General features: G+C 60.4%; 32 protein-coding genes, 1 tRNA gene and 1 pseudogene. 15 read left to right on the top strand and 19 right to left on the bottom strand.

From position 1 onward, the window contains the following. Together ACSHZY_RS07945 and ACSHZY_RS07950 are read left to right on the top strand one after the other, a co-directional pair. The coding region (locus tag ACSHZY_RS07945) for a hypothetical protein (RefSeq protein ID WP_435167882.1) at nucleotides 1–562 on the top strand (562 nt) is incomplete at its 5' end. Nucleotides 563–913: 351 nt separating this feature from the next. Next, nucleotides 914–1477, top strand: a complete 564-nt coding sequence (locus ACSHZY_RS07950) for a hypothetical protein (RefSeq protein ID WP_435167885.1) — start codon at nucleotides 914–916, stop codon at nucleotides 1475–1477. Here ACSHZY_RS07950 and ACSHZY_RS07955 read toward each other — a convergent pair. The 3 genes from ACSHZY_RS07955 to ACSHZY_RS07965 all read right to left on the bottom strand — a co-directional run bounded on the left by ACSHZY_RS07955 (nucleotide 1465) and on the right by ACSHZY_RS07965 (nucleotide 3619). Further along, entirely contained in the window at nucleotides 1465–2148 is a 684-nt protein-coding gene (locus ACSHZY_RS07955) for a hypothetical protein (RefSeq protein WP_435167888.1), read from the bottom strand. The genes ACSHZY_RS07950 and ACSHZY_RS07955 overlap by 13 nt on opposite strands. Beyond that, nucleotides 2145–2327: a hypothetical protein gene (locus ACSHZY_RS07960; RefSeq protein ID WP_435167890.1), complete on the bottom strand. Its 183-nt coding sequence runs from the start codon at nucleotides 2325–2327 to the stop codon at nucleotides 2145–2147. The genes ACSHZY_RS07955 and ACSHZY_RS07960 overlap by 4 nt, the downstream gene beginning before the upstream one ends. A gap of 323 nt (nucleotides 2328–2650) precedes the next feature. Then, the gene (locus tag ACSHZY_RS07965; RefSeq protein ID WP_435167893.1) at nucleotides 2651–3619 is read right to left on the bottom strand and encodes a hypothetical protein; all 969 of its coding nucleotides are present in this window, start codon (nucleotides 3617–3619) and stop codon (nucleotides 2651–2653) included. Between the two features lie 545 nt (nucleotides 3620–4164). On the opposite strand from ACSHZY_RS07965, the gene ACSHZY_RS07970 reads away from it, so the two are divergent. After that, the gene (locus ACSHZY_RS07970) at nucleotides 4165–4413 is read left to right on the top strand and encodes a hypothetical protein (protein WP_435167896.1); all 249 of its coding nucleotides are present in this window, start codon (nucleotides 4165–4167) and stop codon (nucleotides 4411–4413) included. A gap of 103 nt (nucleotides 4414–4516) precedes the next feature. Here ACSHZY_RS07970 and ACSHZY_RS07975 read toward each other — a convergent pair. Continuing rightward, nucleotides 4517–4817: pseudogene (locus ACSHZY_RS07975) on the bottom strand (IS5/IS1182 family transposase); the annotation flags it as partial. A gap of 2 nt (nucleotides 4818–4819) precedes the next feature. On the opposite strand from ACSHZY_RS07975, the gene ACSHZY_RS07980 reads away from it, so the two are divergent. Next, entirely contained in the window at nucleotides 4820–5311 is a 492-nt protein-coding gene (locus tag ACSHZY_RS07980; RefSeq protein WP_435167898.1) for a hypothetical protein, read from the top strand. Nucleotides 5312–5404: 93 nt separating this feature from the next. Here ACSHZY_RS07980 and ACSHZY_RS07985 read toward each other — a convergent pair whose 3' ends face one another. Both ACSHZY_RS07985 and ACSHZY_RS07990 read right to left on the bottom strand, forming a co-directional pair. Next, nucleotides 5405–6439 carry an acyltransferase family protein gene (locus ACSHZY_RS07985; protein WP_435167901.1) on the bottom strand — a complete coding sequence of 345 codons (1035 nt, stop codon included), beginning with the start codon at nucleotides 6437–6439 and terminating at the stop codon, nucleotides 5405–5407. A 247-nt stretch (nucleotides 6440–6686) separates the two neighbouring features. Next, nucleotides 6687–6857, bottom strand: coding sequence for a hypothetical protein (locus ACSHZY_RS07990; protein ID WP_435167904.1), 171 nt, complete (start codon nucleotides 6855–6857; stop codon nucleotides 6687–6689). A gap of 100 nt (nucleotides 6858–6957) precedes the next feature. Here ACSHZY_RS07990 and ACSHZY_RS07995 point away from each other — a divergent pair, with 100 nt between their 5' ends. From ACSHZY_RS07995 to ACSHZY_RS08005, 3 genes are all read left to right on the top strand, one after another. Next, nucleotides 6958–7095: a hypothetical protein gene (locus tag ACSHZY_RS07995; RefSeq protein WP_435167907.1), complete on the top strand. Its 138-nt coding sequence runs from the start codon at nucleotides 6958–6960 to the stop codon at nucleotides 7093–7095. Between the two features lie 112 nt (nucleotides 7096–7207). Then, the gene (locus tag ACSHZY_RS08000) at nucleotides 7208–7849 is read left to right on the top strand and encodes a sulfotransferase family 2 domain-containing protein (protein WP_435167910.1); all 642 of its coding nucleotides are present in this window, start codon (nucleotides 7208–7210) and stop codon (nucleotides 7847–7849) included. 42 nt (nucleotides 7850–7891) lie between these two features. Further along, nucleotides 7892–8143, top strand: coding sequence for a hypothetical protein (locus ACSHZY_RS08005; RefSeq protein ID WP_435167913.1), 252 nt, complete (start codon nucleotides 7892–7894; stop codon nucleotides 8141–8143). A gap of 35 nt (nucleotides 8144–8178) precedes the next feature. Here the strand turns inward: ACSHZY_RS08005 and ACSHZY_RS08010 are convergent, their stop codons facing one another. Continuing rightward, entirely contained in the window at nucleotides 8179–8553 is a 375-nt protein-coding gene (locus ACSHZY_RS08010; RefSeq protein ID WP_435167916.1) for a hypothetical protein, read from the bottom strand. Then, complete coding sequence (locus tag ACSHZY_RS08015; protein ID WP_435167919.1) at nucleotides 8547–8708, bottom strand: hypothetical protein; 162 nt, start codon at nucleotides 8706–8708, stop codon at nucleotides 8547–8549. The genes ACSHZY_RS08010 and ACSHZY_RS08015 overlap by 7 nt, the downstream gene beginning before the upstream one ends. A 231-nt stretch (nucleotides 8709–8939) precedes the next feature. Here ACSHZY_RS08015 and ACSHZY_RS08020 point away from each other — a divergent pair, with 231 nt between their 5' ends. Continuing rightward, nucleotides 8940–9164, top strand: a complete 225-nt coding sequence (locus ACSHZY_RS08020; RefSeq protein ID WP_435167922.1) for a hypothetical protein — start codon at nucleotides 8940–8942, stop codon at nucleotides 9162–9164. Beyond that, a complete protein-coding gene (locus ACSHZY_RS08025; RefSeq protein ID WP_435167925.1) occupies nucleotides 9164–9313 on the top strand; it encodes a hypothetical protein in 150 nt (49 codons plus the stop codon). The genes ACSHZY_RS08020 and ACSHZY_RS08025 overlap by 1 nt, the downstream gene beginning before the upstream one ends. Nucleotides 9314–9833: 520 nt before the next feature. Here ACSHZY_RS08025 and ACSHZY_RS08030 read toward each other — a convergent pair. Genes ACSHZY_RS08030 through ACSHZY_RS08055 form a run of 6 tightly spaced genes read right to left on the bottom strand, consistent with a single transcriptional unit; the run spans nucleotide 9834 to nucleotide 12401 of the window. After that, nucleotides 9834–11135 carry a hypothetical protein gene (locus tag ACSHZY_RS08030; RefSeq protein WP_435167928.1) on the bottom strand — a complete coding sequence of 434 codons (1302 nt, stop codon included), beginning with the start codon at nucleotides 11133–11135 and terminating at the stop codon, nucleotides 9834–9836. A 55-nt stretch (nucleotides 11136–11190) separates the two neighbouring features. Continuing rightward, nucleotides 11191–11418: a hypothetical protein gene (locus ACSHZY_RS08035; protein WP_435167931.1), complete on the bottom strand. Its 228-nt coding sequence runs from the start codon at nucleotides 11416–11418 to the stop codon at nucleotides 11191–11193. Beyond that, entirely contained in the window at nucleotides 11415–11642 is a 228-nt protein-coding gene (locus ACSHZY_RS08040; protein WP_435167934.1) for a hypothetical protein, read from the bottom strand. Before ACSHZY_RS08040 ends, ACSHZY_RS08035 begins: the two co-directional genes overlap by 4 nt. Continuing rightward, nucleotides 11639–11965 carry a hypothetical protein gene (locus tag ACSHZY_RS08045; protein WP_435167936.1) on the bottom strand — a complete coding sequence of 109 codons (327 nt, stop codon included), beginning with the start codon at nucleotides 11963–11965 and terminating at the stop codon, nucleotides 11639–11641. Before ACSHZY_RS08045 ends, ACSHZY_RS08040 begins: the two co-directional genes overlap by 4 nt. A gap of 14 nt (nucleotides 11966–11979) precedes the next feature. Beyond that, nucleotides 11980–12114 (bottom strand): hypothetical protein, encoded by a 135-nt coding sequence (locus tag ACSHZY_RS08050; RefSeq protein WP_435167939.1) that lies wholly within the window; start codon nucleotides 12112–12114, stop codon nucleotides 11980–11982. Next, on the bottom strand, nucleotides 12111–12401 hold the full coding sequence (locus ACSHZY_RS08055; RefSeq protein WP_435167941.1) for a hypothetical protein: 291 nt from the start codon (nucleotides 12399–12401) through the stop codon (nucleotides 12111–12113). The genes ACSHZY_RS08050 and ACSHZY_RS08055 overlap by 4 nt, the downstream gene beginning before the upstream one ends. Nucleotides 12402–12559: 158 nt before the next feature. Here ACSHZY_RS08055 and ACSHZY_RS08060 point away from each other — a divergent pair, with 158 nt between their 5' ends. From ACSHZY_RS08060 to ACSHZY_RS08080, 5 genes are all read left to right on the top strand, one after another. After that, on the top strand, nucleotides 12560–12772 hold the full coding sequence (locus tag ACSHZY_RS08060; RefSeq protein WP_435167943.1) for a hypothetical protein: 213 nt from the start codon (nucleotides 12560–12562) through the stop codon (nucleotides 12770–12772). A gap of 731 nt (nucleotides 12773–13503) precedes the next feature. Further along, on the top strand, nucleotides 13504–13854 hold the full coding sequence (locus ACSHZY_RS08065; RefSeq protein ID WP_435167946.1) for a hypothetical protein: 351 nt from the start codon (nucleotides 13504–13506) through the stop codon (nucleotides 13852–13854). Continuing rightward, nucleotides 13851–14402 (top strand): GIY-YIG nuclease family protein, encoded by a 552-nt coding sequence (locus ACSHZY_RS08070; protein ID WP_435167949.1) that lies wholly within the window; start codon nucleotides 13851–13853, stop codon nucleotides 14400–14402. The genes ACSHZY_RS08065 and ACSHZY_RS08070 overlap by 4 nt, the downstream gene beginning before the upstream one ends. Continuing rightward, on the top strand, nucleotides 14399–15211 hold the full coding sequence (locus tag ACSHZY_RS08075) for a DUF1376 domain-containing protein (RefSeq protein ID WP_435167952.1): 813 nt from the start codon (nucleotides 14399–14401) through the stop codon (nucleotides 15209–15211). Before ACSHZY_RS08070 ends, ACSHZY_RS08075 begins: the two co-directional genes overlap by 4 nt. A gap of 154 nt (nucleotides 15212–15365) precedes the next feature. Then, nucleotides 15366–15560: a hypothetical protein gene (locus ACSHZY_RS08080; protein WP_435167955.1), complete on the top strand. Its 195-nt coding sequence runs from the start codon at nucleotides 15366–15368 to the stop codon at nucleotides 15558–15560. A 483-nt stretch (nucleotides 15561–16043) separates the two neighbouring features. Here the strand turns inward: ACSHZY_RS08080 and ACSHZY_RS08085 are convergent. The 5 genes from ACSHZY_RS08085 to ACSHZY_RS08105 all read right to left on the bottom strand — a co-directional run bounded on the left by ACSHZY_RS08085 (nucleotide 16044) and on the right by ACSHZY_RS08105 (nucleotide 18534). Next, nucleotides 16044–16120, bottom strand: a tRNA-Arg gene (locus ACSHZY_RS08085). Nucleotides 16121–16160: 40 nt separating this feature from the next. Next, entirely contained in the window at nucleotides 16161–16619 is a 459-nt protein-coding gene (locus ACSHZY_RS08090) for a GNAT family N-acetyltransferase (protein WP_435167958.1), read from the bottom strand. Nucleotides 16620–16660: 41 nt separating this feature from the next. Then, nucleotides 16661–16822, bottom strand: coding sequence for a YqaE/Pmp3 family membrane protein (locus ACSHZY_RS08095; RefSeq protein ID WP_271973889.1), 162 nt, complete (start codon nucleotides 16820–16822; stop codon nucleotides 16661–16663). 30 nt (nucleotides 16823–16852) lie between these two features. Beyond that, nucleotides 16853–17590 (bottom strand): alpha/beta fold hydrolase, encoded by a 738-nt coding sequence (locus tag ACSHZY_RS08100; protein WP_435167962.1) that lies wholly within the window; start codon nucleotides 17588–17590, stop codon nucleotides 16853–16855. After that, entirely contained in the window at nucleotides 17590–18534 is a 945-nt protein-coding gene (locus ACSHZY_RS08105; protein ID WP_435167965.1) for a threonine ammonia-lyase, read from the bottom strand. Before ACSHZY_RS08105 ends, ACSHZY_RS08100 begins: the two co-directional genes overlap by 1 nt. A 137-nt stretch (nucleotides 18535–18671) precedes the next feature. Here ACSHZY_RS08105 and ACSHZY_RS08110 point away from each other — a divergent pair, with 137 nt between their 5' ends. Further along, the gene (locus tag ACSHZY_RS08110) at nucleotides 18672–20444 is read left to right on the top strand and encodes an ABC transporter transmembrane domain-containing protein (RefSeq protein WP_435167968.1); all 1773 of its coding nucleotides are present in this window, start codon (nucleotides 18672–18674) and stop codon (nucleotides 20442–20444) included. The last annotated feature ends 3 nt before the right edge of the window (nucleotides 20445–20447 follow it).

Raw genomic sequence — 20447 nt, forward strand, 5'->3', positions numbered from 1 at the left:
GAAACCTACCTCTCCGCAATCGCGTTGGCCGCAACCGTCCTGTTTTGGCTGTGATCAAGAACGAGTCCTGACCCTAGCCTTTGATTCTGTGAAGTTAGCTACCGAGGTTGCGGATCAGGGCCTTATGCTGCGCCCCTGTATTTACCTAGACAAGATAAAAGCAAGTCGGGCCCGCGAGTTCTTGTGGAATGCTGTCCAAGATAAATCTGAGCCAGATGGATTGACGTTCTGTAGATCGGTTGTGAAGAAGTTCCTCCCGCTAGCGGCCACGTTCAAGCACGGGGGCTTCTCTGAAGAGCGCGAATGGCGGATACTTTCGCCGATATTGGACCTTGATGATCCTCGCATCATGACCAGAACCGGCCGTTCCGGGCCGATCCATTTCCTGACATACTCATTCCCTAAGTCGGGATCGACCAGCCTGGCCTCCCTGACCGCCGGTCCCGGCGAGGATGAAGATCAGGCAAAACGCGATGTCGCACGGATTTCAGGCTCTAGTGGCTGGGGTCATCTGTACATCAACGCGTCGGAAATCCCTTACAGGACGCCGCCGTCGGTATAAACATGGAGGCGCGGGAGCGAGCCTCATCTTCTTTACGAGTGGTACTAGATGACGCGCGAGTAGCCCACTCCAGAACCACTTTGCCAGAATCATGCCGGCCGCTGTAGCACGCACAAGTTTGTTGAAAGAGGCACGCAGTGCTCGAGTTCATTAAAGAGATCTTCCAAAGCGCTCGAGAACGCTACGCAACACCCCTGTTCGGCACTTACGCGTTCTTTCTGGTGGCCTTCAACTGGAAGGCATTTGCCATACTGCTTTTTCGGAGATCAGGAACTGCTTGAGCGATTAGCGTTGTTCGATCGTTTCGCTTTGTCCCTTGGTGTCAGGTACATCTACCCACTCGGAGCAACGATGACAGTGCTAATCTTGGGACCGTTCCTCAAGGCAGCCATTGCCCGCCTGACATCTGGAGCAACACGGAACCTAGAGCATATCGCACAGCGGCATGTCCATCACCGCAGGGAAGATCAGCTGGACTTTAAGATTGAGCTAGCAAAGAAAGAGGCTGATCTAGCGGAACAGGATGCTCGACGTGCGAGAGCTAGCGAAGAAACAACACGCGCCACAGCCTCATCAGACGAAAACATCCGTGCTATTGAGGATCCTGAGCTCAAAAAGGAAGCGCGAGACGCTGTCGTTCAATCTCTGGTAGACTCTGAGCCAGTGTTCAAGAGACCACGCGTGGGGCGCCTTGAAAGAATAATCCTGAAACTCCTAGCATACAGCGCCTACAGTCCAGAGGCGCTGGAAAATCGGATTCGATCTGAACTTCCCGAGTCTGCCGAAGTCCCAGATGCGGTGGTTAAGTCAGACATCAGAAGCGCGATAGATACGCTCACCCATAAGGGGATGATTGAGATGAGATCGCCGGGCATCATCTCCATCACGGAGGACAGTCTACCCTACGCGCCTTGACACGTCAGTCGTCGCTCTACCCTCTCCTCGATCATGGGCGACCACTGTTCGGCGCAGGCAGCGGCCACGCCGGGGAAGGTGGCGCTGCGCAGCTTCCAGCGATCGGGGCCGGGGCTGGCGCGGTGGATCTTCGACCAGGCGGCGTGCCGGACCGAGTCCTCGGCCTTGCGGGGCGGGGTCAGGCGGTTGGTTGGCGCCCGCTGCGGCAGGCCCCGCAGGTAGAAGCCGGTCGCCTTGAAGTAGGGTTCCCCGAACCACCACGGCTGGACGATCTGCGGACGGGGCAGGTCAGCCGGCATGAGGGCCTTGGCATGCTTGTGCATCACCGGGTTCTCGACGGCGATCCGTGGGACCGGCGCCCTCCAGCAGGCGGCGAACAGGTCAGCGGCCTCTGCAAGCTCTGCCCACATCTCCTTCAGAGTCCGTCCGCGAGGCGGGGCGGACAGCCACCGCACACCGGTGTTGCAGAGTCGGGTGCATGGCGGGTGCGCCACAACCAGCATATCCCAGCCGTCATTCAGGTGGTCCCGCACATCACCCATGATGTGGTGGTTGCTGCCGTCGTCGGCCGGCAGTAGGTCGCAGGACCACACTTCGTGCCCCCGCGCCGCAAAGGCCCGCCGCATGGTGCCGCTCGTCTCGCAGCCGATCAGGATCCGCATCGGGGTCATGCTCCACCTCCCGAAATCCCGGCCTCAACCGCCGCCACCCCTTCGCTGAGGGTCGCCAGTGTCCGCGCCGGATCGCTGCCCGTGCGCAGGTCGTGCTGGGCGTTCACTAGGTAGGCGAGGGCGGTGGCCAGCGCTGAGTAAGTCGAGGAACCATGGGGCGGAAGTTGTCTTTCGGGCATGTCTCGCTCCGTAGGATCTAGGGTGGCCCCGAGCCTTGAGCAGCGCGGGGACGAGACAATCGATGTTGAAAACGCTAGCCTAAGTTAAGATTGTGGATCTGGGGGGCCCCCGTTCGAGCCGGGGAGTCGGTACCACTAAAGCACCTCTCAGAGGGTGCCTTGCAAAGTGGCCGCTCCTCGGAGCGGCCTTTTTCTGTTTTAGGAACACGTGCCGACCCTCGTTATCACGATCCCAATCCGGGATGATCATACCGTTGGTGATCGCCATCTTGTGAATGTCGGGGCCCCCGAGGCCCCGAACCTTGCGTTTCGGCCGGAGGCCGTCAGCGCAGGATGGAGGTCGGCTGATCCTTCAGCCAGATGTCCATGTTGTGCCGCGCGATGTTGATGGCGTCCTTCTCCGTGCGGTACTTGTTGAACAGCTCGTTTTCTTCGGCAGTGCGTTGCTTGTTGTTCTTCAGCGTGTGGAACTGGTGGAAGACATGGCCCGCGCGCGCGCTGCGTTCGCGCGGCTTTTCCATCATCGCGTCCACGCCGTCCCAGCGGGTGAAATGGCGCAGGGTGGCATCCACATCCTCGGCGTAACGGGTGCCGTTCAGGTAGTGGGGTTGGTGGAAGTGCAGGATGTGTCCATCCTGACGGTCGGCGCGCCGGATTTCCTGCTCCACCTCTTGCGGCTTGTTGAGGTTGCGGGTCAGGGACAGGTTGAAGATCGGATCCAGAACATCCGCCGCCAGCCCCGAGCGCTGGATGGCCAGGGGCAGGGCGATCTGGTCCTGCCAGGGGCGCCGGTGGGGAATGTCATCATAGGCGTCCAGCGCCAGCGCCACGGCCATCCATTCCGCGGCAAAGGTGGAGTCGCTTGGAAAGCTGACCATGCCGGCATTGAAATAGGGGATGCTGGGCAGGGGCACCCGGCTCAGGCGCACGCGCTTCTCGGGGATGGGCATGTCGAACTTCTCGTACACGCGGTCCCACCAGGTCTGATCCTTGCCCCAGGTGAATTTTCCTTCCGGCACGACGCCCACCTGTCCTGCCTTGGCCAAAAGGTTGATGTCGAACGACCGGGCGATGGCGATGTCGGTGTCAAGGAAGATGGAGTGCTTCGACATGCGCGGCTGGCAGGCGGCCACGATCTTGTTGCCTTGCTTGTAATAGGGCTGGAACTCTCCGGCCGGCATGAAGCGAAGGTCGACGCCGGTGTGCCGGTAGAATTCAGTGATATACGCGGGGACGAGGTGCCGTTTCGTTTCGGGGCAGTAGGCGATCACTTCCGCTTGCGGAAAGTGCATCCGCAAGGTGCAGCTCAGGATAATGCTTTCAAGAAGAAGCGCGGGAGGATCAATGACATAGAAGAACGAAACGTCATGGTCGTTTAACATGGGGGAGGCGCTTCCGGATTGTTGGAACGGGCAGCCCAACTATCGCGAGAGGGTTCCGGCTTGGCAACCATCAAACGTCCATCCTGTGCGAGGGAGCGGGTCGGTCGCACGATCGGCTGAATATGAGCGTTCTTTGATGGTTTGCGTAGGCAGGACGGGCCCTTGGATCAAGCGCAACTGTGAGATGTAGGCTTTGATTCAACCACACGAGCCTACGCTAAAATTGTTGGTCATCTGGTTGGGACAAGAGGATGATTTTTTTCCGCTGCGACGGCAAGCGGGCGTCCTGCAGGACCTTGAAACGCTGCATCTCAACCGGCGTGGACCATGAAAACTTCGCTAACACTGCCGTCGCGGCAGACGACGAAGATGGGAGAGAAACTGCTTGTATCGCGGATTTTGACCGCCCATGAGGTCATTTGGTGACGACGCCAGAAGGGACCAGGGGTCCACATATGGTGTCGCTGCAACCCGACATCTTCGAGCTTTTCCTAAGCTTCGACCCTCATGGGCCATCGATGTCGCTCGGCGGCGGCAACATCCCGTACGATGCTCCGCCGCCTGCGGGCGTACCCCGGATGGACACCATCACGCTTTTGAAAGTCGGCGTCAACCGACTGGGACCGATGGATGCGGCACTAAAATCTGCATCAGGCGCAATAACAAACTATTACCGCTTCCATCAGGCTGAAAACATGCCTTGAACCGTCTGCTCGCCGAGGAGCCGGGAGATATTGCCCATCGGAAGATCGTTGTTGCAGACTTCGGCGTTGAAGCGTGATGTCCCCTTGCCCAGCTGGAACTCATCACGCGTTCGGTCTGGGCGGTGCCGAGGGCGCTGAAACGGTTCATGACTGCCACGCGGAGGTGGACTTCGGCCATTTGCCTGTCCGGATCTCGGGAGGCGATGTGCTCACCGAAGGACTTCAGGCCGCGCATTGTCGCCTTGATCCGGCTCCGGGCGTGATGGGTCGGACCCGTGCTTCCAGTTGGCCCGCCCAGGGCGTTTTCTGGTTCGAAAGATGTCGTTGCGGGTCCGGGCGGGCGGGCAGTTCTCTTTCCAGAAGCGTCCGTTCCTGCGGATCGGGATGATGGCCATGCCGCCCCGCCTTGAAGGCCAGCCACACCATCCAGCCAGATCAGCAGCGATCCGCGCCGCCTCAGGCCCTTGTTGTAGGAGAACCAGTTCGTCGTGCGGTAACGGGCAGCTTCGGCACCGGCTTGATCGACCGCGCCGTCGCTCCCATCGAGAAGAGCGGCGCCCGGCTTGGAGGGGCCATTCGCCCGATGGAAAGTATTGGCCCCCTGATGGACGCGATCGGCAAGGCCGACAGCCTGTTCGGGCTACCGAACTTTAAGAAGCCGCTGGACGATGCTGGCGGCAGCGCGGGCAAGGCGGCCAAGCAGATAGATGAAATGCAGGAGGCGGCTGATCGCTGGCGCGAGCACATCGAGCAGGTCGGTCTGCCGCTGGATAAATACAATACTGACATGGCCGAACTGGCGAAGCTCCAGAAGGCGGGCCTGCTGACCATGAGCGAAGTCGCTCGGGCGCAGCGCTTGGTGAACGACGAGTTTGCGGATGTCCCTAACCTGCCGTGAGGATCCTTAAGGTCGAAGTTCGGCACCAAGCATTCCGGGTGATCGCAGGGAAACACCAGGCATAGAGTTCGCCTCGGCGTACACGGCGAGGCTTCACCTCATGCTCTTGAAACCTTGCGGAACAGCGAAGAACACATTGTCAGGCACTCGTCGAAGCAGCTGGGCGATCACGATAGAAGACATCATCGTGGCAAGGAACATGATCGCAATGAACGCCTCGCCGCCTATACGACCGAGCAGGGGCAGCATGGAGAAGAAGGATATGGCGACAAAGAACTGGTGCAGCAGGAACAGCTCCAACGATCGACGACCGAGATATTCAAAGCCATGGCTCATCGCTGGGAGGTTGGTCAGAGCATACCGCAGGATATAGATTGCGGAGAAGGTGGCGGGAATAGACAAGAGCGGGCGGTAGAACAAGGTTTCTCCATCCACCTGCTTCAGCAGGTAAGCGCAGAACGCCCAGATCGTGAGAGAGATCAACACGCCGAGGGGCTGCCCGCTCGGCATGTTTATAAATGACTTTGCGAACACGAACCCGATCGTGAAGAAGAGGAAACCCCTCATCCCCAAGTTTCGGATGACCTGGTCAAAACCGGAAGGCAGGTTGCTGTAATAGACGAACAGCAATGCGGCGAGCGAGAGCACGGAGGCTATAAGCAGGAATGCTGTCTTGCTAAGGCCCCTGAAGGTCATGCCGAAGGCACCCAAGATTGCGACCGCGTAGATGAACCACATGTTCCCGATCGGCTCGACAAGAGCCACTTGCAAACCACGGACGGTGGGGTCGGAGCCGCCCCAAGGGTAGATCTGAAAGCCGAGGAGGGTGAGTCCGACCGTGATCCAGCCCCAAAGAGCCACCACCCAAACTGTCCACGCGATCCGCTTCGTCAGGAACCATTGCCAGCCTCGCGCTGCGGGTACAGCGAACAGGATACCAGAGCACAGAAAGAACGCCGGCATCCGCACAAGGGCGATGGCGCGGTCGATCGTATAGGCGGGGACAAGGAAGCTTTGGCCCAGTTCAGGCAAGGCGGTTGCTACGGAGAGGTAACAGTGGTGCAGAATGACCAGACAAATAGTGACGCCCCGAAGGCCATCCAGCCACGTTGTGCGATCAGAACTCATACCCACTAACCCATTCACTAGAACAACACACGGGTCATGTAGGATAATCACTTCTACTTGATCAACCACTAGATGCGGTGACGGTGAGGAGGGTTTTCAAGGAAACACCCGTTCACGCGGCAGCTGCGGAAGCGTACGGCCGGTGTCAGGATAGGGACTTGTCCTCGAGCACCCGGACCCGCATGTTGATCCTTCGCGGAGCCTGATAGAGCGGGCCGCGAAGAATCCGGTCACCCTTTCCGGGCGACTAAGAAGATGGAACCGCGCCCAGCTTCTCGATCATCTCGAGTTCCATCTTCTGCTCCCACCCTTCCCGCGGCAAACGCTCCTCTTTTGTCTCGCTGAGGAACGCTGCGACGGCAATGCCGAGAAGCACGCCAAAGGCCGCCACAGTTTCATTTACTTGGGTTGTCATCATGACCAGTCCGTCCGTCTTTTTCGTTGCAATAACGAAAGGCTTTAGCGAACTCACTTGCTAAAATAAGGCTGTGCGTACGCCGCGTATACCGCGCGGTGATGTGAGCAGAAGATGCGGTGACATCAGCGATGGTGAGGACGGATCGCGGGGGGGGGGGCAGTACAACGCCGATACCAACAGCGGCGACATGCTGATCCGCGATCTGGCCTATTACCCGAGAGGCGCGAAGCTGGTCTGAGGCCATCAGGGGCGCGGCTGATCAACGCGCAACTTGTAGAAGATTTTATCTTTACCCGGTCGCCCGGCGCGTGTTTCATTCTCTCGAATAAGGAACAGCATGAGGGGCATAGATGCCGATCTTCAAGGTCGCGGGGAAGCTCTGCTACTTCGCTCACGTCCCGAAATGCGCGGGTACCAGCGTCGAAGACTACCTGAGCGAGCGATTCGGGCAGCTTGCCTTCCTGAACCGGAAGTACAATGCGAACAAGGCTGGCGAGTTCAGAACCTCATCGCCGCAACACATCTTGGCATCGGATCTGGCCGGGTTCTTCCCAATGGGCTTCTTCGACCATTCGTTTGCTGTTGTTCGTCATCCCATCGATCGTGTGGTCAGCGCCTTTCACTACCATCGGGATCGTGAGCACAACATCAAATCGAAGGTCACCTTCAAAGACTGGGTGAAGCGCCTCGAGGACTTTGGCCCAAAGAGCCACCAGCAATTCGACAACCACTTTCGCCCGCAGACAGCCTTCATCCCCAAGAAGTGCCGCGTCTTCAAGATGGAGAACGGCTTGGACAAGGTTGAAGGTTGGTTGGACGAAATCGCCGGCGGCAAGCACATCGCTGGCATTCCGAACCATTTCTCGGGCAACTACAAGCCGCCGCGGATTGGGACAGAAACGCTGGAGCGGCTAGAGCGAATGTACGACAGCGACTTTGATATGCTGCGGTACAAACGCCGCGCCGAAAAGGCAGCGACCGCTGCTGCCTGATAGCCAGTTCACGAACCGCCGGGTGTTACCTATGCGTTCACCATGTCGGATCGTATCTCGTGTTCCGAACTCACCTGCGCCTGCGGGCATGGCGGCTACGTTGCCACTTCCCGCTGGCAAGACGAAATGCTGCGGCGCGCACGCTGCACCGTCTGCGGCAGGCGAGGGGCCAAGGATCTCGACTTCCATCTCCCACTCGGGAAGCAACTGGCCGTCTTCGCTGATGTCGTCGTTCCAGTGACCGGATTGCTGAAGGACGCGGGCTGCCACTCCAAAGCCGGGAGCATTCGCTAGCTCTTTCAGGTCGGGGTATGGGCCTTTCTGTGCCATCAGTTGTCCCTCCGCAGGTCGTTCTGGTGATCCGCCCAGTCCGCCTCGGCGTCTTGAGCGTCCAGCGCGGCTTGCTCGCCAATCTTGGCCTCCACCGCCTCGCAGCAGCGGTCGAACTCGGCATCCCCGACGATCAGCGCGAAGGTGTGGGGCGGGCAGGTCCAGCCACCCATCTGCACGTTGACCAGGTTGCCGGTCGCGGTGTCGAAGGTGGCCTCGAACTCGCTGTCACCGGCGCCGGGGAAATCCGGCTCAATGGTGACGGTGACGGTCGTGGGGGAGAAGCGGCTGCGGGCGGGGCGCACATCCTCGGGCGAGGCGAGGCGCCATGCATCGTAGAAGGCCGGGAGGTTGTGCAGGCCCATGATCAGCACCGCACTTCTTCGAGGGGCGACCACTGGCTGCGGTCGAGGTCGATCACGTCGGACGCGGGGTGCACAGGATACACCGGGTAGAAGGCGGGCGCTGCGGGCGCGTTGCGGAAGGTTGCAACGGCGAGGGCAGCGGTGAAGTTCGGCTGATGTTGCATCGGTTCATCTCCATCTCCACCGGCTCATTTGTCGCGGTGGGTATGAAATGAATATACACGCCAGAGCGTGCATTGCAACATCTAAAACACGCTAAAGCGTGTACACGCTCCGTGTGATCCCTTTTATTCGCATGGCCGAGGCGGGCGCGCCAGCATCGCGCAGGAACATCACGCAAACCGGTTGGTTGGTTTTCATACCGGTTGGTTGGTTTTCATAAAGGAGGAACCACTATGGCACATGCAGACCACAAGAAGTTCGGCGGACACGTTCAGGGCAAGGGTGACGGCACCGGCGCCATGTCCGAGGTCGAGCCGGAGGATATCGAGCAGAACCAGATCCTCTCAAATCGCGACAAGTCGCAGGACACCCGCGATCGCGGCCAGGACGGTCGGAACAACCAGACGGAGCAGATCGAGGATCACGTCGGCAACCGCATCCCTGAGGATGACAAGTGATGGCGAAGTATCCCGAGCAGCGCGATGACGAGGACCGGCGTCCAGATCCGGTTGGGAACGTCATCACTCCGATCACGCCGGAGATCATCCCTCAGGAGCCAGACGAGGTGATGCCGGAGAAAGAGCCCGATCCGCCTAAGGGGGCCTGATCGTTCCTGACCCACAAGAGGCCACGGTTGTCAGAGCGACGCCGTGGCTTCTTCATGCCCGAGTTGAGACTTGTGTGGCTCCGGCGCTGGCGGCATACCCCAACCATGAAGATCACGCACGACGCTAAAACCCGCACCTTCACGATCACCGGCCGCACATGGTCTGGCACATATCCTGTTGAGGAGCTGCCGGGGTGGCTGGTGTTCTAGCGGACGCTTCAGGCGGAGCACCTGAAGGCAAACGGTGCCTACTACGCGACGGTGTTTGGCCTTGAGACTCTGGCGAAGGAGCTGGGCGTCCAAGCATGAAAAAGCCCGCTGGTGAGAGCTATCAACTACAGGGGCACAAACCACATCGATGACGGCTCCTCTTGTCAACAGACCAGTCGCGGCGAATCAAATAAGTAAGGCGCCACCACTAAAGATGACGCCTTACTCTACATATTGATTTTTCTTGGTGGCTAACCACAATATGTTGTATTTACTCAGGGTTGCTCATAAGGAATCCTCTTACTGGACCTTATAGGTCATCACAGAGCATAGTCTCTCCAGCAATGATTTCAATCAGATTAAGCCATGGTTTGATCAACATCGAGTTTGTTTGGGTAGGACGGATGACGCCCCTCGTCTGAGTATCTCGTCCGTGCGAGAGCGCATTCCTGATTGCGCGCAGTCTATCCATCGTATTTCGGACGCCGTTAGTGGAAAAAGTCTCCAACGTGTCCTTCTCGCTGATCAGGGCTTTCACCTCATATCCGCCCTCAAAGCTCGTCGGATTCACAAACTTCGATTTATTCCTGCATATCTCCCGCCATATATCTACTAGATTGACGGTGGAAGTTACAAGGTGTTGAGCCTTTTGGATTTCATCGCTGGCTTTAGCGGTGGTGATTATTTGCACTACAGAAGATAATGTTTCCTCCGGCCTTGCTCTAGAATGGGGGGAGTTTAATATTTTCCTCACTTTGGCCCTGGCATCTATATCTATGTATCCAAATGCCACATATTCTATGATGCGATAGCAAAGTAGGTATCTCATAATCTCATTCTTGGTTTTGGTCATTTCGAGCCAAAACTCTAAGACGTTTAGATCTATGCGTCGCCCGTCTATCCTATCCGGAAACGCCCCATGAAGATACCTATCGCGCGGCTTATGATCATCGCTAGGTGTATCTTCGTGGATAAGAATGAATGGTGTTCTTGTATCATAATAGAGCATGTGAGCGTTCAGATGCTTTATCATATCGTCAATCTCATTGATTCCCAAGTCAGCGCAATCAACGAAAAACGACAGAGGCTTATCCACTCCATGTCCGCCACCAAAGTTATTGGCGTAGGCCACCAAAGAGGTGATGTTGCGGTAATTCGTATGGTTTGCCATGGCAACCGGACTGGTGCTACGGGCAATGGTTATCAAGCATGGTGTTGCTTCACCGAAGCAACACCAGTGAGCCTTACCGTCGAAGTTGAAGGTAAAGCCTCTGGAGCTAACCTCTTCAAGTACAGGGCTCAGCTTGAAAGCTGTCCAAATAACTTCCAGCGTATTATTAGCCCTATGAAAGACAGCGCTATATTTCGTTGGAAGAAGCACACTATTTAGGGATTCGAAAAGTTCTGCTGCTTCGGCGCCATCCTGCGGGACCGAAATTTGCAAGGTTTTGTCATTCCATGGAAGTGTGATAGCTGCTTCTTGGACACTAGATTGTCCTTCGATGTAATGCTCTTTGGATGTAAGCGTACATTCTGGATGGTTAGCAAGAAAATCTTCGAGCTTGGCTCTTACTACTTCTATTTCCATTAAGCCTGCCCTTTCGTAATCCACGTTGGATGCTACCTACTCGCGCATGGGCTGACTAGCGTCTGTTGATCCATCGCGGCTACTGCTCGTCAGCCACCCTCAGCAGCAGGTCGGCCACAGCACGCGATAGCCTCGGGATCGCCCCATCTGTGCCTCCCGCAGCCTCTGCGAAGCCTCGCGCCAGATCCTCCTTCGCCTCGGCCGTTGGAGCGATCGCATCCGCCATTCCCACGATGATCGTAAGCGCAGCTTCCAGCGTCTCGTCCAGCTCGCGCTCAAGCTGCTCGATGCGCTCAGCGTCTGTCATTTCTGCTCCATCATCTCAGCAGCTATCCGGAGTATATCCGCCCGCCGCAACTGCGACTGCTCCGTGGCCGCGCCGCTCATCTTACGCAGCTTTTCGGCCATCTCTGCGCAGTCTTCGGCAGTCTGGCACATAGCCCGCAAGATCGCCGAAATGGTGTCGGCGCCTGCATAAACTGCCGCCCGCACTTCACCCTCTAGCTGCTCGATACGTTCAGCGTCAGTCATCGCTCTGCCCTCAGGTAGGCCGTGCGGGGGGTAGCATTTTCTTCAGGGACAGGTTGTTTTTGGCGACGGAGGAAGTCTCTGAGCGCATCAGCGGTATCGCGCGTCGAGATTGCAGTATCCAGCATTGCGAAGCCCATTTGGGCAGAGGCGATGATAGCGAAACCGTTGACAGCCAGCAACACAGCGATCGGGTAGAGGGTAAATCCGCCCCCGATCGTCAGCTTCCAAGCCGCGACCCCCGCAGCTGCTACAATGGCCAAAATGCCCAAGCCCACCGTTACCCATAGAACTGTTCGCGCGGCGCCGTATCGGGGTGTGGCCATTCTGTGCGTTCCTCTCAGTTATCAAGAACTTTCAAAAGCTGCTCCGCAGGCACCCTCGCAGGTTGACCGACGCGCGCCGTTCCGCTTACAGTTGGAACATAAGGAGAACGGTTCGTGCGGTTGACGGAGGCTGAGATTGTGATGTTCATGATTTGGCAGGCTCTGCCGGATCATCTTCGGGCTGAGGCGCTTGCTGGGCTGCACGAGCTTGCAGGGCGCGGAACAGGGCGAGCGCTTCGTCACGAATATCAGGGGGCAGGGACGCCGAGAGACGCAACATCTCCAGATCTGCCGCGGTAGCTTCCACACCGGTGAGGACGAACAAAGAAGATTGCTCGCCCAGAACCTCAAGTAGGCGCGCAAGCTTATCCGCTCCTGGCTCCTTTCCGTCCCGCAGGAACTGTTGGATGTAGTTGGGGCCGAAGCCAGCGGCCAAGCTTATAGCTCGTGCGCTCCTGCCATCCTTTTGGATGGCAACCTGTAGGCGTGTGATCCACTCTTTGCTCATGCTAATTTTCTAGCACTAGGGCACACGCCACGCACGAACGTTATAGCGTGTATTGACTTACACGCTAAAGCGTGCACATTGGGTGCATGCGCCAGAAACTCATCACCGAAGTCGAAGCCTTCAAGAAGCGGACCGGTCTCTCGGATCATCGCGTGGGGTTTCTCCTTGCTAAGAATGGCCGGCTCCTTGACCGGCTCCGGGCCGAGCGCCCAATCGAGATCGACACGGTAGAGCGCATCCGCGCGAACCTCCGCGCCGAGACCGCCAAACGCTTCCCCAAAGAACAAGGGGCCGCGTGATGCACACGGCCCCCGTCCTTCCCTCTGCTGCTTCTGTTGCGCCTTCACACCCGCAACATAGGAACGGAGCCTCAGGTATGTCCTCCCGAAAGTTTTCCGAGCGCCACGCGGTGCTCAGCTACCGCCAGACCTTCGCGAAGGTATGGCAACGCTTCATCGTCCAGAACTTTGACAGCCGGCCCATGCCGCGCACGTCTTTCAGGTCGACCCGACCACCGCCGAGAACTGGTTTGAGGGCAAGAATGCCCCACAGGGCTGGGTCGTGGGGAAGGCCATCGCCAACCCACAGACACGAGACGCAGCCCTTCACCTTCTGACGGGAGCGCCCGCATGAAGCCAATCCTCTATACCCTTGCGCGCGCCGAATACTGGTGCGCCGTTCACCTCGGCGCTGCCGGGGAATGGTGGGCTGCTCGCGCAGCTCGTCGTTGCGGAAAGTTTTCCCCAGACAATTCCGAGGGCTTGTGAATGAGCCTGGGAGCCACGTCTGTCATTTCTGCGGCAGCGACCGCGCTTCGTTCGGCTATCGCCGCCCCGGTCGCTGGGCTGATCAGGTCCGCAAGGGCTACCTCTTCGTCTGCGCCGATCACCGCCCCGACGCCGAAGCCCGCATGCAAGCCGCTGTCGGAGTTGCTGGCGGAGCGCGCCGCCCTTCACCCGAACGACTCCCGCCGGGGCAAGCTCAACAGCGCGATCTATTCGGCTCGCCATGACATCCTGCGGAGGGGCCGATGACACGCGTCGAGCTTCCGTGGCCGTCGTCGGCGCTCTCGCCCAATGCCCGCGGTCACTGGTCCATCGTGGCCAAGGCCAAGGCCGCCTACCGCAAGGCCGCGTGGGCGATCTGCATCGCCAATGGTCTGGGCAAGCTGGACGTCTCCTCCCTCCACCTCACGCTGACGTTCTGCCCGCCCTGCAAGCGCCGCCGTGACGCCGACAACCTGCTGGCCTCCATGAAGGCCGGGATCGACGGCATCGCGGACGCAACGGGCATCGACGACAGCACCTACACCATCACCCTGGCGCGCGGCCCGGTCCGGAAGGGCGGGGCGGTGCTGGCTGACATCGAGGTAGCCCAATGAACAAAGGCTTCGTCTACATTCTTCAGAATGCCTCCATGCCGGGCATGGTGAAGATCGGAAAGACCACGCGAACAGCCGATCAGCGCTGTCAAGAGCTGTACATGACTGGCGTACCGATGCCGTTCTCTGTGGCTTGCTGCGTTGCCAGTCCTGACTGCCACGCACTTGAGCAGGCGATGCATAACCAGTTTGCCCAAGAGCGCGTAACTGCTGGTCGCGAATTCTTCAGGCTCTCGGTTGATGTCGCGCGGGATGCCTTAGAAAATCACCTCTTGGCTCAGGTGGAGGCTCTCGTCGATGAGTATCTGCCTCATTACCAAGTATCGGTGCGGGATGTGTGCGTCGATGAGGTGGCGATCTGCCGTATCGGTGAAAAGCTCGACGTGCATCCCTTCGATGTTGCCGCGTCTATGTCGAACCTCACGGCTGACGAGCTAGCGCCAGCTGTAGGCCGCTATCTTGAAACCGTGCGACTGCGTCGGGCCGCGATGCAGTCTGGAGAGCCGCTTCCTGAATTCTTCCGCGAGAGCGGGGTCACAATCCAATGACCCGCCACATTCCGTATTTCAGCTTCTACCCTGCTGACTTCATGAACGGGGTGCGAGGCCTGACCCCTCAAGAGGTCGGCGTCTACACCATGATCCTCTGCCGGATCTATGAAGAGAATGGCCCGATCGAAGCCAACACAATGCGTCTCGCGACCTACTGCGGGATGCGGGAGAAGACCTTTGCCGTCGTCATGCAGAAGCTGGTCGATCTGGGGAAGTTCTCGCTGATCGAGGGCATGGTTATCAATCGTCGCGCGCTAGAAGAAATTCAGAAGCGTTCGGACGGTTTGAAAAACAATTCCAAGGCCGGAAAAGCAAGTGCCGAAAAAAGGCAGCAAAAACAAGCGAAGCAGTCAACGCCTGTTCAACAACCGTTCAACCATACAGACACAGATACAGACACAGAGAAGTTAGGAGATACTGACGTATCTCCATGCTCGGTGGATCGAGGCCCGACCTTCGATCAATTCTGGTCATCCTGGCCCCTTCAAAAGCAAGGCAAGGAAAACGCCCGCAAGGCGTTCGCCAAGCTCTCAGCATCGCAGAAGACCGCTGCCACTGAGCAATGCGCCGCATGGTGCGGATCGTGGCGCATGGCCCATCCGCAGGCCAGCGACATCCACCCCGCGACGTACCTCAACAACAAACGCTGGGAGGACGAAGCGCCGACCCAGCCCCCTTTCAAAGTCATCCATGGACGCGCAAATGAACGCTCTCAGTTCGATACCGCCCACCGCGGATACACCCGTCGTCTCCGTGCGGGAGAAATCCACCGAGGCCCTGACCCAAGCGATCCATTCGCCGGGTGATGAGGCCTACGTCCTCGACCGCACCCGCGTCTGCCTCAAGGCTTTCTACGAGCCGGACATGAGCCACGAGGACCGCGCCGCCGTGATGGACGAGTTTGCTCGGGCGCTTCGTGGCTAACCCCGCTGGGCTGTCGCTCGCGGCTTCGACGCCTGGATGAAACAGGGCACCCGCCGCCCGTCGCCGGCCGAGATCGTGATCCACGCCGGCCGCGCGATGCAGGAAATCACGGACGAGTTGAAACGCCGAGACCGCATCCGGGAGCAGCAAGCCGAGGCCACCGCGCCGGAGCGGTGCAGCGCGGATATGTCGACGAAGCTGATGATGGACGCGGGCTTCACCGAACCATGACATTTAAAGCACGCGAATCAATGAGCCTCATTAACGATAACATGATTCCTCACTCTTCCTCGAACTGATTCGTTGGACATAAGAAAGTATGATGTTCTGGCTTATGTAGGTTCTCGGCATCGTGGCAGCGTAAAGACATCGCCCGGCCTGATCATTCAGGGCGGACAACCAGAGGTCAGTGATAGAGGGTACAACACAGACCCTTGGACGGGTCTAAGGTTTGGGGGCAGATTGGTAGGGGGCGGCCCCTACCGGGGGGCTGCTTTCTTGCCCGCCGCTTCGATCCGCTTGGTAGCGGCGACTATATCCATGCTCATGTATACCCCCCCATCCTTCACTGTTGGCGGACCTCGATCTGATCCAGGTCTGAACCACAACGCCGCGGAGGTCTGGCCTGTTTTGGAACCTTGCTTGAACACCGTTTGGAAACCCGAATGGAAACCGGTGGAAAACTAACCATAAATTAGCACGTTACGCAGATAATGGCGACCCCGGAAGGACTTGAACCCTCAACCCAGGACTTAGAAGGTCCTTGCTCTATCCAGTTGAGCTACGGGGCCACGCCGCTTTTTGCGTCACGTTGGCCTTGGACGCAAGGGATTACAGGGCCAAGGTCATAAATGTGCTGTAAGGATCAGGCTTGTAGGGCGGGAAGGCCTCGCATTCGACGAAGCCGCTTTGCAGATACAGGGCGCGGGCGGGGGCGAAGCTGTCCTGCGAGCCCGTCTCGAGGCTGAGCCGCTTGAACCCCGCAGACCGGGCGTGATCGACCAAGTGATCCAGAAGACGGCGTGCGTGGCCGCGGCCACGTTCCTCCGCCAGGATGTGCATCGATTTGATCTCGGCGTGGTCGGGCGTCAGGGCCTTCCACGCCCCCATGCCCACGGCGCGTGCGTCGTCCCGAAGAACGAAGAACCGTATGCCCGGCTCGGCCAGGCTTTCGGCGCTGAGCATGTGGATCGATTCGGGTGGGCTGTCTGCATGCATGGCCTGGTGGTGGCGTTCCATCAGCAGGGACAGATCAGGGTGAAGCGGGGATTCGGGAAGGATCGTCAGCATGACATCACGTTGTCGTGGCGCCCGCCCGCGATCAAGCCCCTTCAGCGGCGCGCGATGATCCAGACGGCGTGGACGATGCCCGGGATGTATCCCAGCAATGTCAGCAGGATGTTCAGCCAGAAGGCGCCCCGCAAGCCGACTTGCAGGAACACGCCCAGCGGCGGGAGGAGGATCGCGATGATGATACGAAAAATGTCAGCCATGGCAGGAAAATAGTCCGCGGCCGGCTCCCGTCAATGTCCGATTCGTGCCAGAAATGCCGTGATCGCCTCCGACAGCGCCTCCGGGGCGTCCAGCGCGGGAAGATGCCCCGATCGGCGAAGCAGCCGGAAGTCCGCCCCCGCGATCAGCTCCGCCGTTTCCCGCACAAGGTCGGGTGGCGTTATCGCGTCATCCGTGCCGGCCAGCACAAGGGTGGGCAGGGCAAGGGTCGCTGTCGTGGTGTAGAAGTCCGTCCCCTCGATCGCAGCCGCGCCCGCTGCATAGGCCGCCGGATCACAGGTAGAAAGCATCGCCCGCGCCTGATCCGCCGCCTCGGACCGGCGGGCAGCCGGGGCGAAGCTGCGGGCGATGATCGGCTCTACCAGCGGGGCCATCTCGGTGGCGCCGGTCTGCAGGGCCCGCCATGTCGCGGTTGCGGGGATCTTGGCGGCGGTGTTCATCAGGACCATGCCGCGCACCAGGTCCAGCCGCTTCACGGCAAGGCCTTGTGCGACCAAGCCGCCTAGCCCCGCGCCGATGAACACCGCGTCGCGCAGGCCCAGCGCATCCATCAGCGCCTCGGCGTCGCGGACAAGCGCGCCCATGGCCGCACCCCGCAAATCATAGGCCACGACCTGCACATGCTCGGGGAAGGTGACACGCTCCCAGATCCTCGACGAAAAACCCAGCGGGTGCGCCAGCACGACCGGCGCCCCCGCGCCACGGGTTTCATATCGGATCGCGCGGTCGGACAGCGGCAGCAGCGGCATCAGAGAGTCGCCAGCGCGCGGGCGAACATGCCGTGATCCACGTTTCCGCCCGACGCGGTGGCGATCACCGTCTCCGCCTTGATGTCGCGGAACAGGGCGGCGGCCAGCGCGACGGCGCCGCCCGGCTCGATCACGATCTTCAGGCGCTGGAAGGCCAATGCCATGGCGCGCAGAACCTCGTCATCGCTGACAACAAGGCCGGGGCCGCACAGGCGCTGGACGATGGGGAAGGTGATCTCGCCCGGGGCGGGGGTGACGATGGCATCGCAGATGGACGTCGCATCGCCGTTCCCCAGCCGCGTCCCCGCAACAAGGGACCGGGCGGTGTCGTCGAAATCCTCCGGCTCCACCGGATGAACGCGCAGCTTTGACCCTTCCAGCGCCAGTGCCACGCCGGCAGTGAAGCCGCCACCGCCGCAGCAGACCAGCAGGTCGGCCTCTGTCACACCCAGTTCGGCCGCCTGTTCGGCGATCTCCAGCCCGCAAGTGCCCTGGCCGGCGATCACCAAAGGCTCGTCATAGGGGCGGATCAGGGTCAGGTTGCGGTCGCGCGCCAGTTCTTCGCCGATGGCCTCTCGGCTTTCGGAATAGCGGTCGTAGAGGACCACCTCGGCGCCATAGGCCCGGGTGTTGGCGATCTTCAGGGCGGGCGCGTCCGCCGGCATCACGATGACCGAAGGCAGGCCGTGCATCCGCGCGGCCAGCGCCACCCCCTGCGCGTGGTTGCCCGACGAAAACGCGATGACGCCGGACGCGTCCTTCAGCGCCGAAAGGGCCGACCACGCCCCGCGGAACTTGAACGATCCCGTATGCTGCAGGCACTCTGCCTTGACCAGGATGCGGCGTCCGGCCAGTTCGTCCAGGAAGGAGGATCCCAGCAGCGGCGTCCGGCGCACATGGCCCTTCGCGCGGGCGGCGGCGGCTTCGATCATGTCGATGTTCATGGCGATCCCTTCGCGTTTCGGCCTTTGTTGGCATGGATGGGGCGGGGGTGGGAAGCCCCGATCACGCCCACGCGATGCGCCTTGCCCGTGGAAGGCGATGCGCCTAAACCCGCCCCGGACCAAGACAGGGGACGCAGATGGCCATACGGAACGACACGGACCGCGCTTCGTCGCGCAAGGTTGGCACGTTGCGGGCGCTGGTGCCCTTCCTGTGGCCCTATCGCGCCATGGTTGCGGGCACCTTGATCGCGCTGACGTTGACGGCGGGGGCCAGCCTGTCGCTGCCCATCGCGGTGCGCCGCGTCGTCGACGGCTTTGGCACTTCGACCGAGGCGCTGCTGGACGAATACTTCTTGGCCTTTCTGGGCATCGCCGGCCTCCTGGCCGTGGGGACGGGCACGCGCTACTACCTCGTGACCCGGCTGGGCGAGCGGGTGATCGCCGACATCCGCCGTGCGCTGTTCGACCGCGTCACCGCCATGAGCCCGGCCTTCTTCGAAAACATCATCACGGGCGAGGTCATCTCGCGCCTGACGGTGGACACCACGGTGATCCTGTCGGTGATCGGGTCGTCGGTGTCGGTTGCGCTGCGCAATCTCATGATGCTGGCGGGGGGGATGGTGTTGATGCTCTTCACTTCGGCCAAGCTGACGGGGCTGGTGCTGCTGCTGGTGCCGCTGGTGGTGATCCCGATCATCGTCATGGGCCGCCGCCTGCGCCACCACAGCCGGGAGAACCAGGACCTGATCGCCCGCACCTCGGGCAACGCGGCAGAGATATTGACCGCCACCCCCACCGTGCAGGCCTTCACCCAAGGGGCCGCCGTTCGCACCCGCTTTGCCGACCTGACCGAGGAGGCCTTCGCCTCGGCCCGCCGTCGCATACGCACGCGGGCGGTGATGACGATGATCGTCATCTTCCTCGTCTTCTCGGGCGTGGTGGGCATCCTTTGGGTCGGCGCGCGCGACGTGCGGGCCGACGGGATGACCACGGGCCAGCTGGTCCAGTTCGTGATCTACGCCGTTCTGGTGGCTGGCGCCGTCGGCGCCTTGTCCGAGATCTGGAGCGAGCTGCAACGCGCCGCCGGCGCGACCGAGCGGCTGGTGGAGCTGCTGGAAGCCGAGGACACCGTACAGGACCCCGAAGCGCCGATGCCGCTGGCCCGCCCGGTGCGCGGGGAGATCGTGTTCGACAACGTCCTGTTCCATTATCCCCAGCGCCCCGGCCAGTCGGCGCTGTCCGGCATCACGCTGCGCGTGGCGCCCGGCGAAACGGTGGCCCTGGTCGGCCCGTCCGGTGCAGGCAAGACGACGGTGCTGCAACTGCTGCTGCGCTTTTACGATCCTCAGTCGGGCGTCATCAGCATCGACGGGGTGGAACTGCCCACCATGGCCCGCGACGACTTCCGGCGCGAGGTGGCGCTGGTCCCGCAGGATCCGGTGATCTTCGCCGCCAGCGCCCGCGACAACATCCGCTTCGGCCGGCCCGAGGCGACGGATGCCGAGGTGGAGGCCGCCGCCCGCGCCGCCGCCGCGCATGACTTCCTGACCGCGCTGCCCGACGGGTACGAAACCTGGGTCGGCGAACGCGGCGTCATGCTGTCGGGCGGCCAGAAGCAGCGCATCGCCATCGCCAGGGCCATCCTGCGCGACGCGCGCATCCTGCTGCTGGACGAAGCGACCTCCGCCCTGGACGCGGAATCCGAAGCCGCGGTCCAGCAGGCAATGGAACGGCTGTCCGAAGGCCGTACCGTCATCGTCATCGCGCACCGTCTGGCGACGGTGAAGAAGGCGGACCGGATCGTGGTTCTGGATCACGGGCAAATCGTCGCGGAAGGCACGCATGAAAGCCTGATCGCCGACGGGGGGCTTTACGCGCGCCTTGCAAAGCTGCAATTCACGGATCAGTGAATT

This window comes from Falsirhodobacter sp. 1013 (assembly GCF_051195255.1).
In the GTDB taxonomy this organism is placed as follows: Bacteria; Pseudomonadota; Alphaproteobacteria; order Rhodobacterales; family Rhodobacteraceae; genus Falsirhodobacter.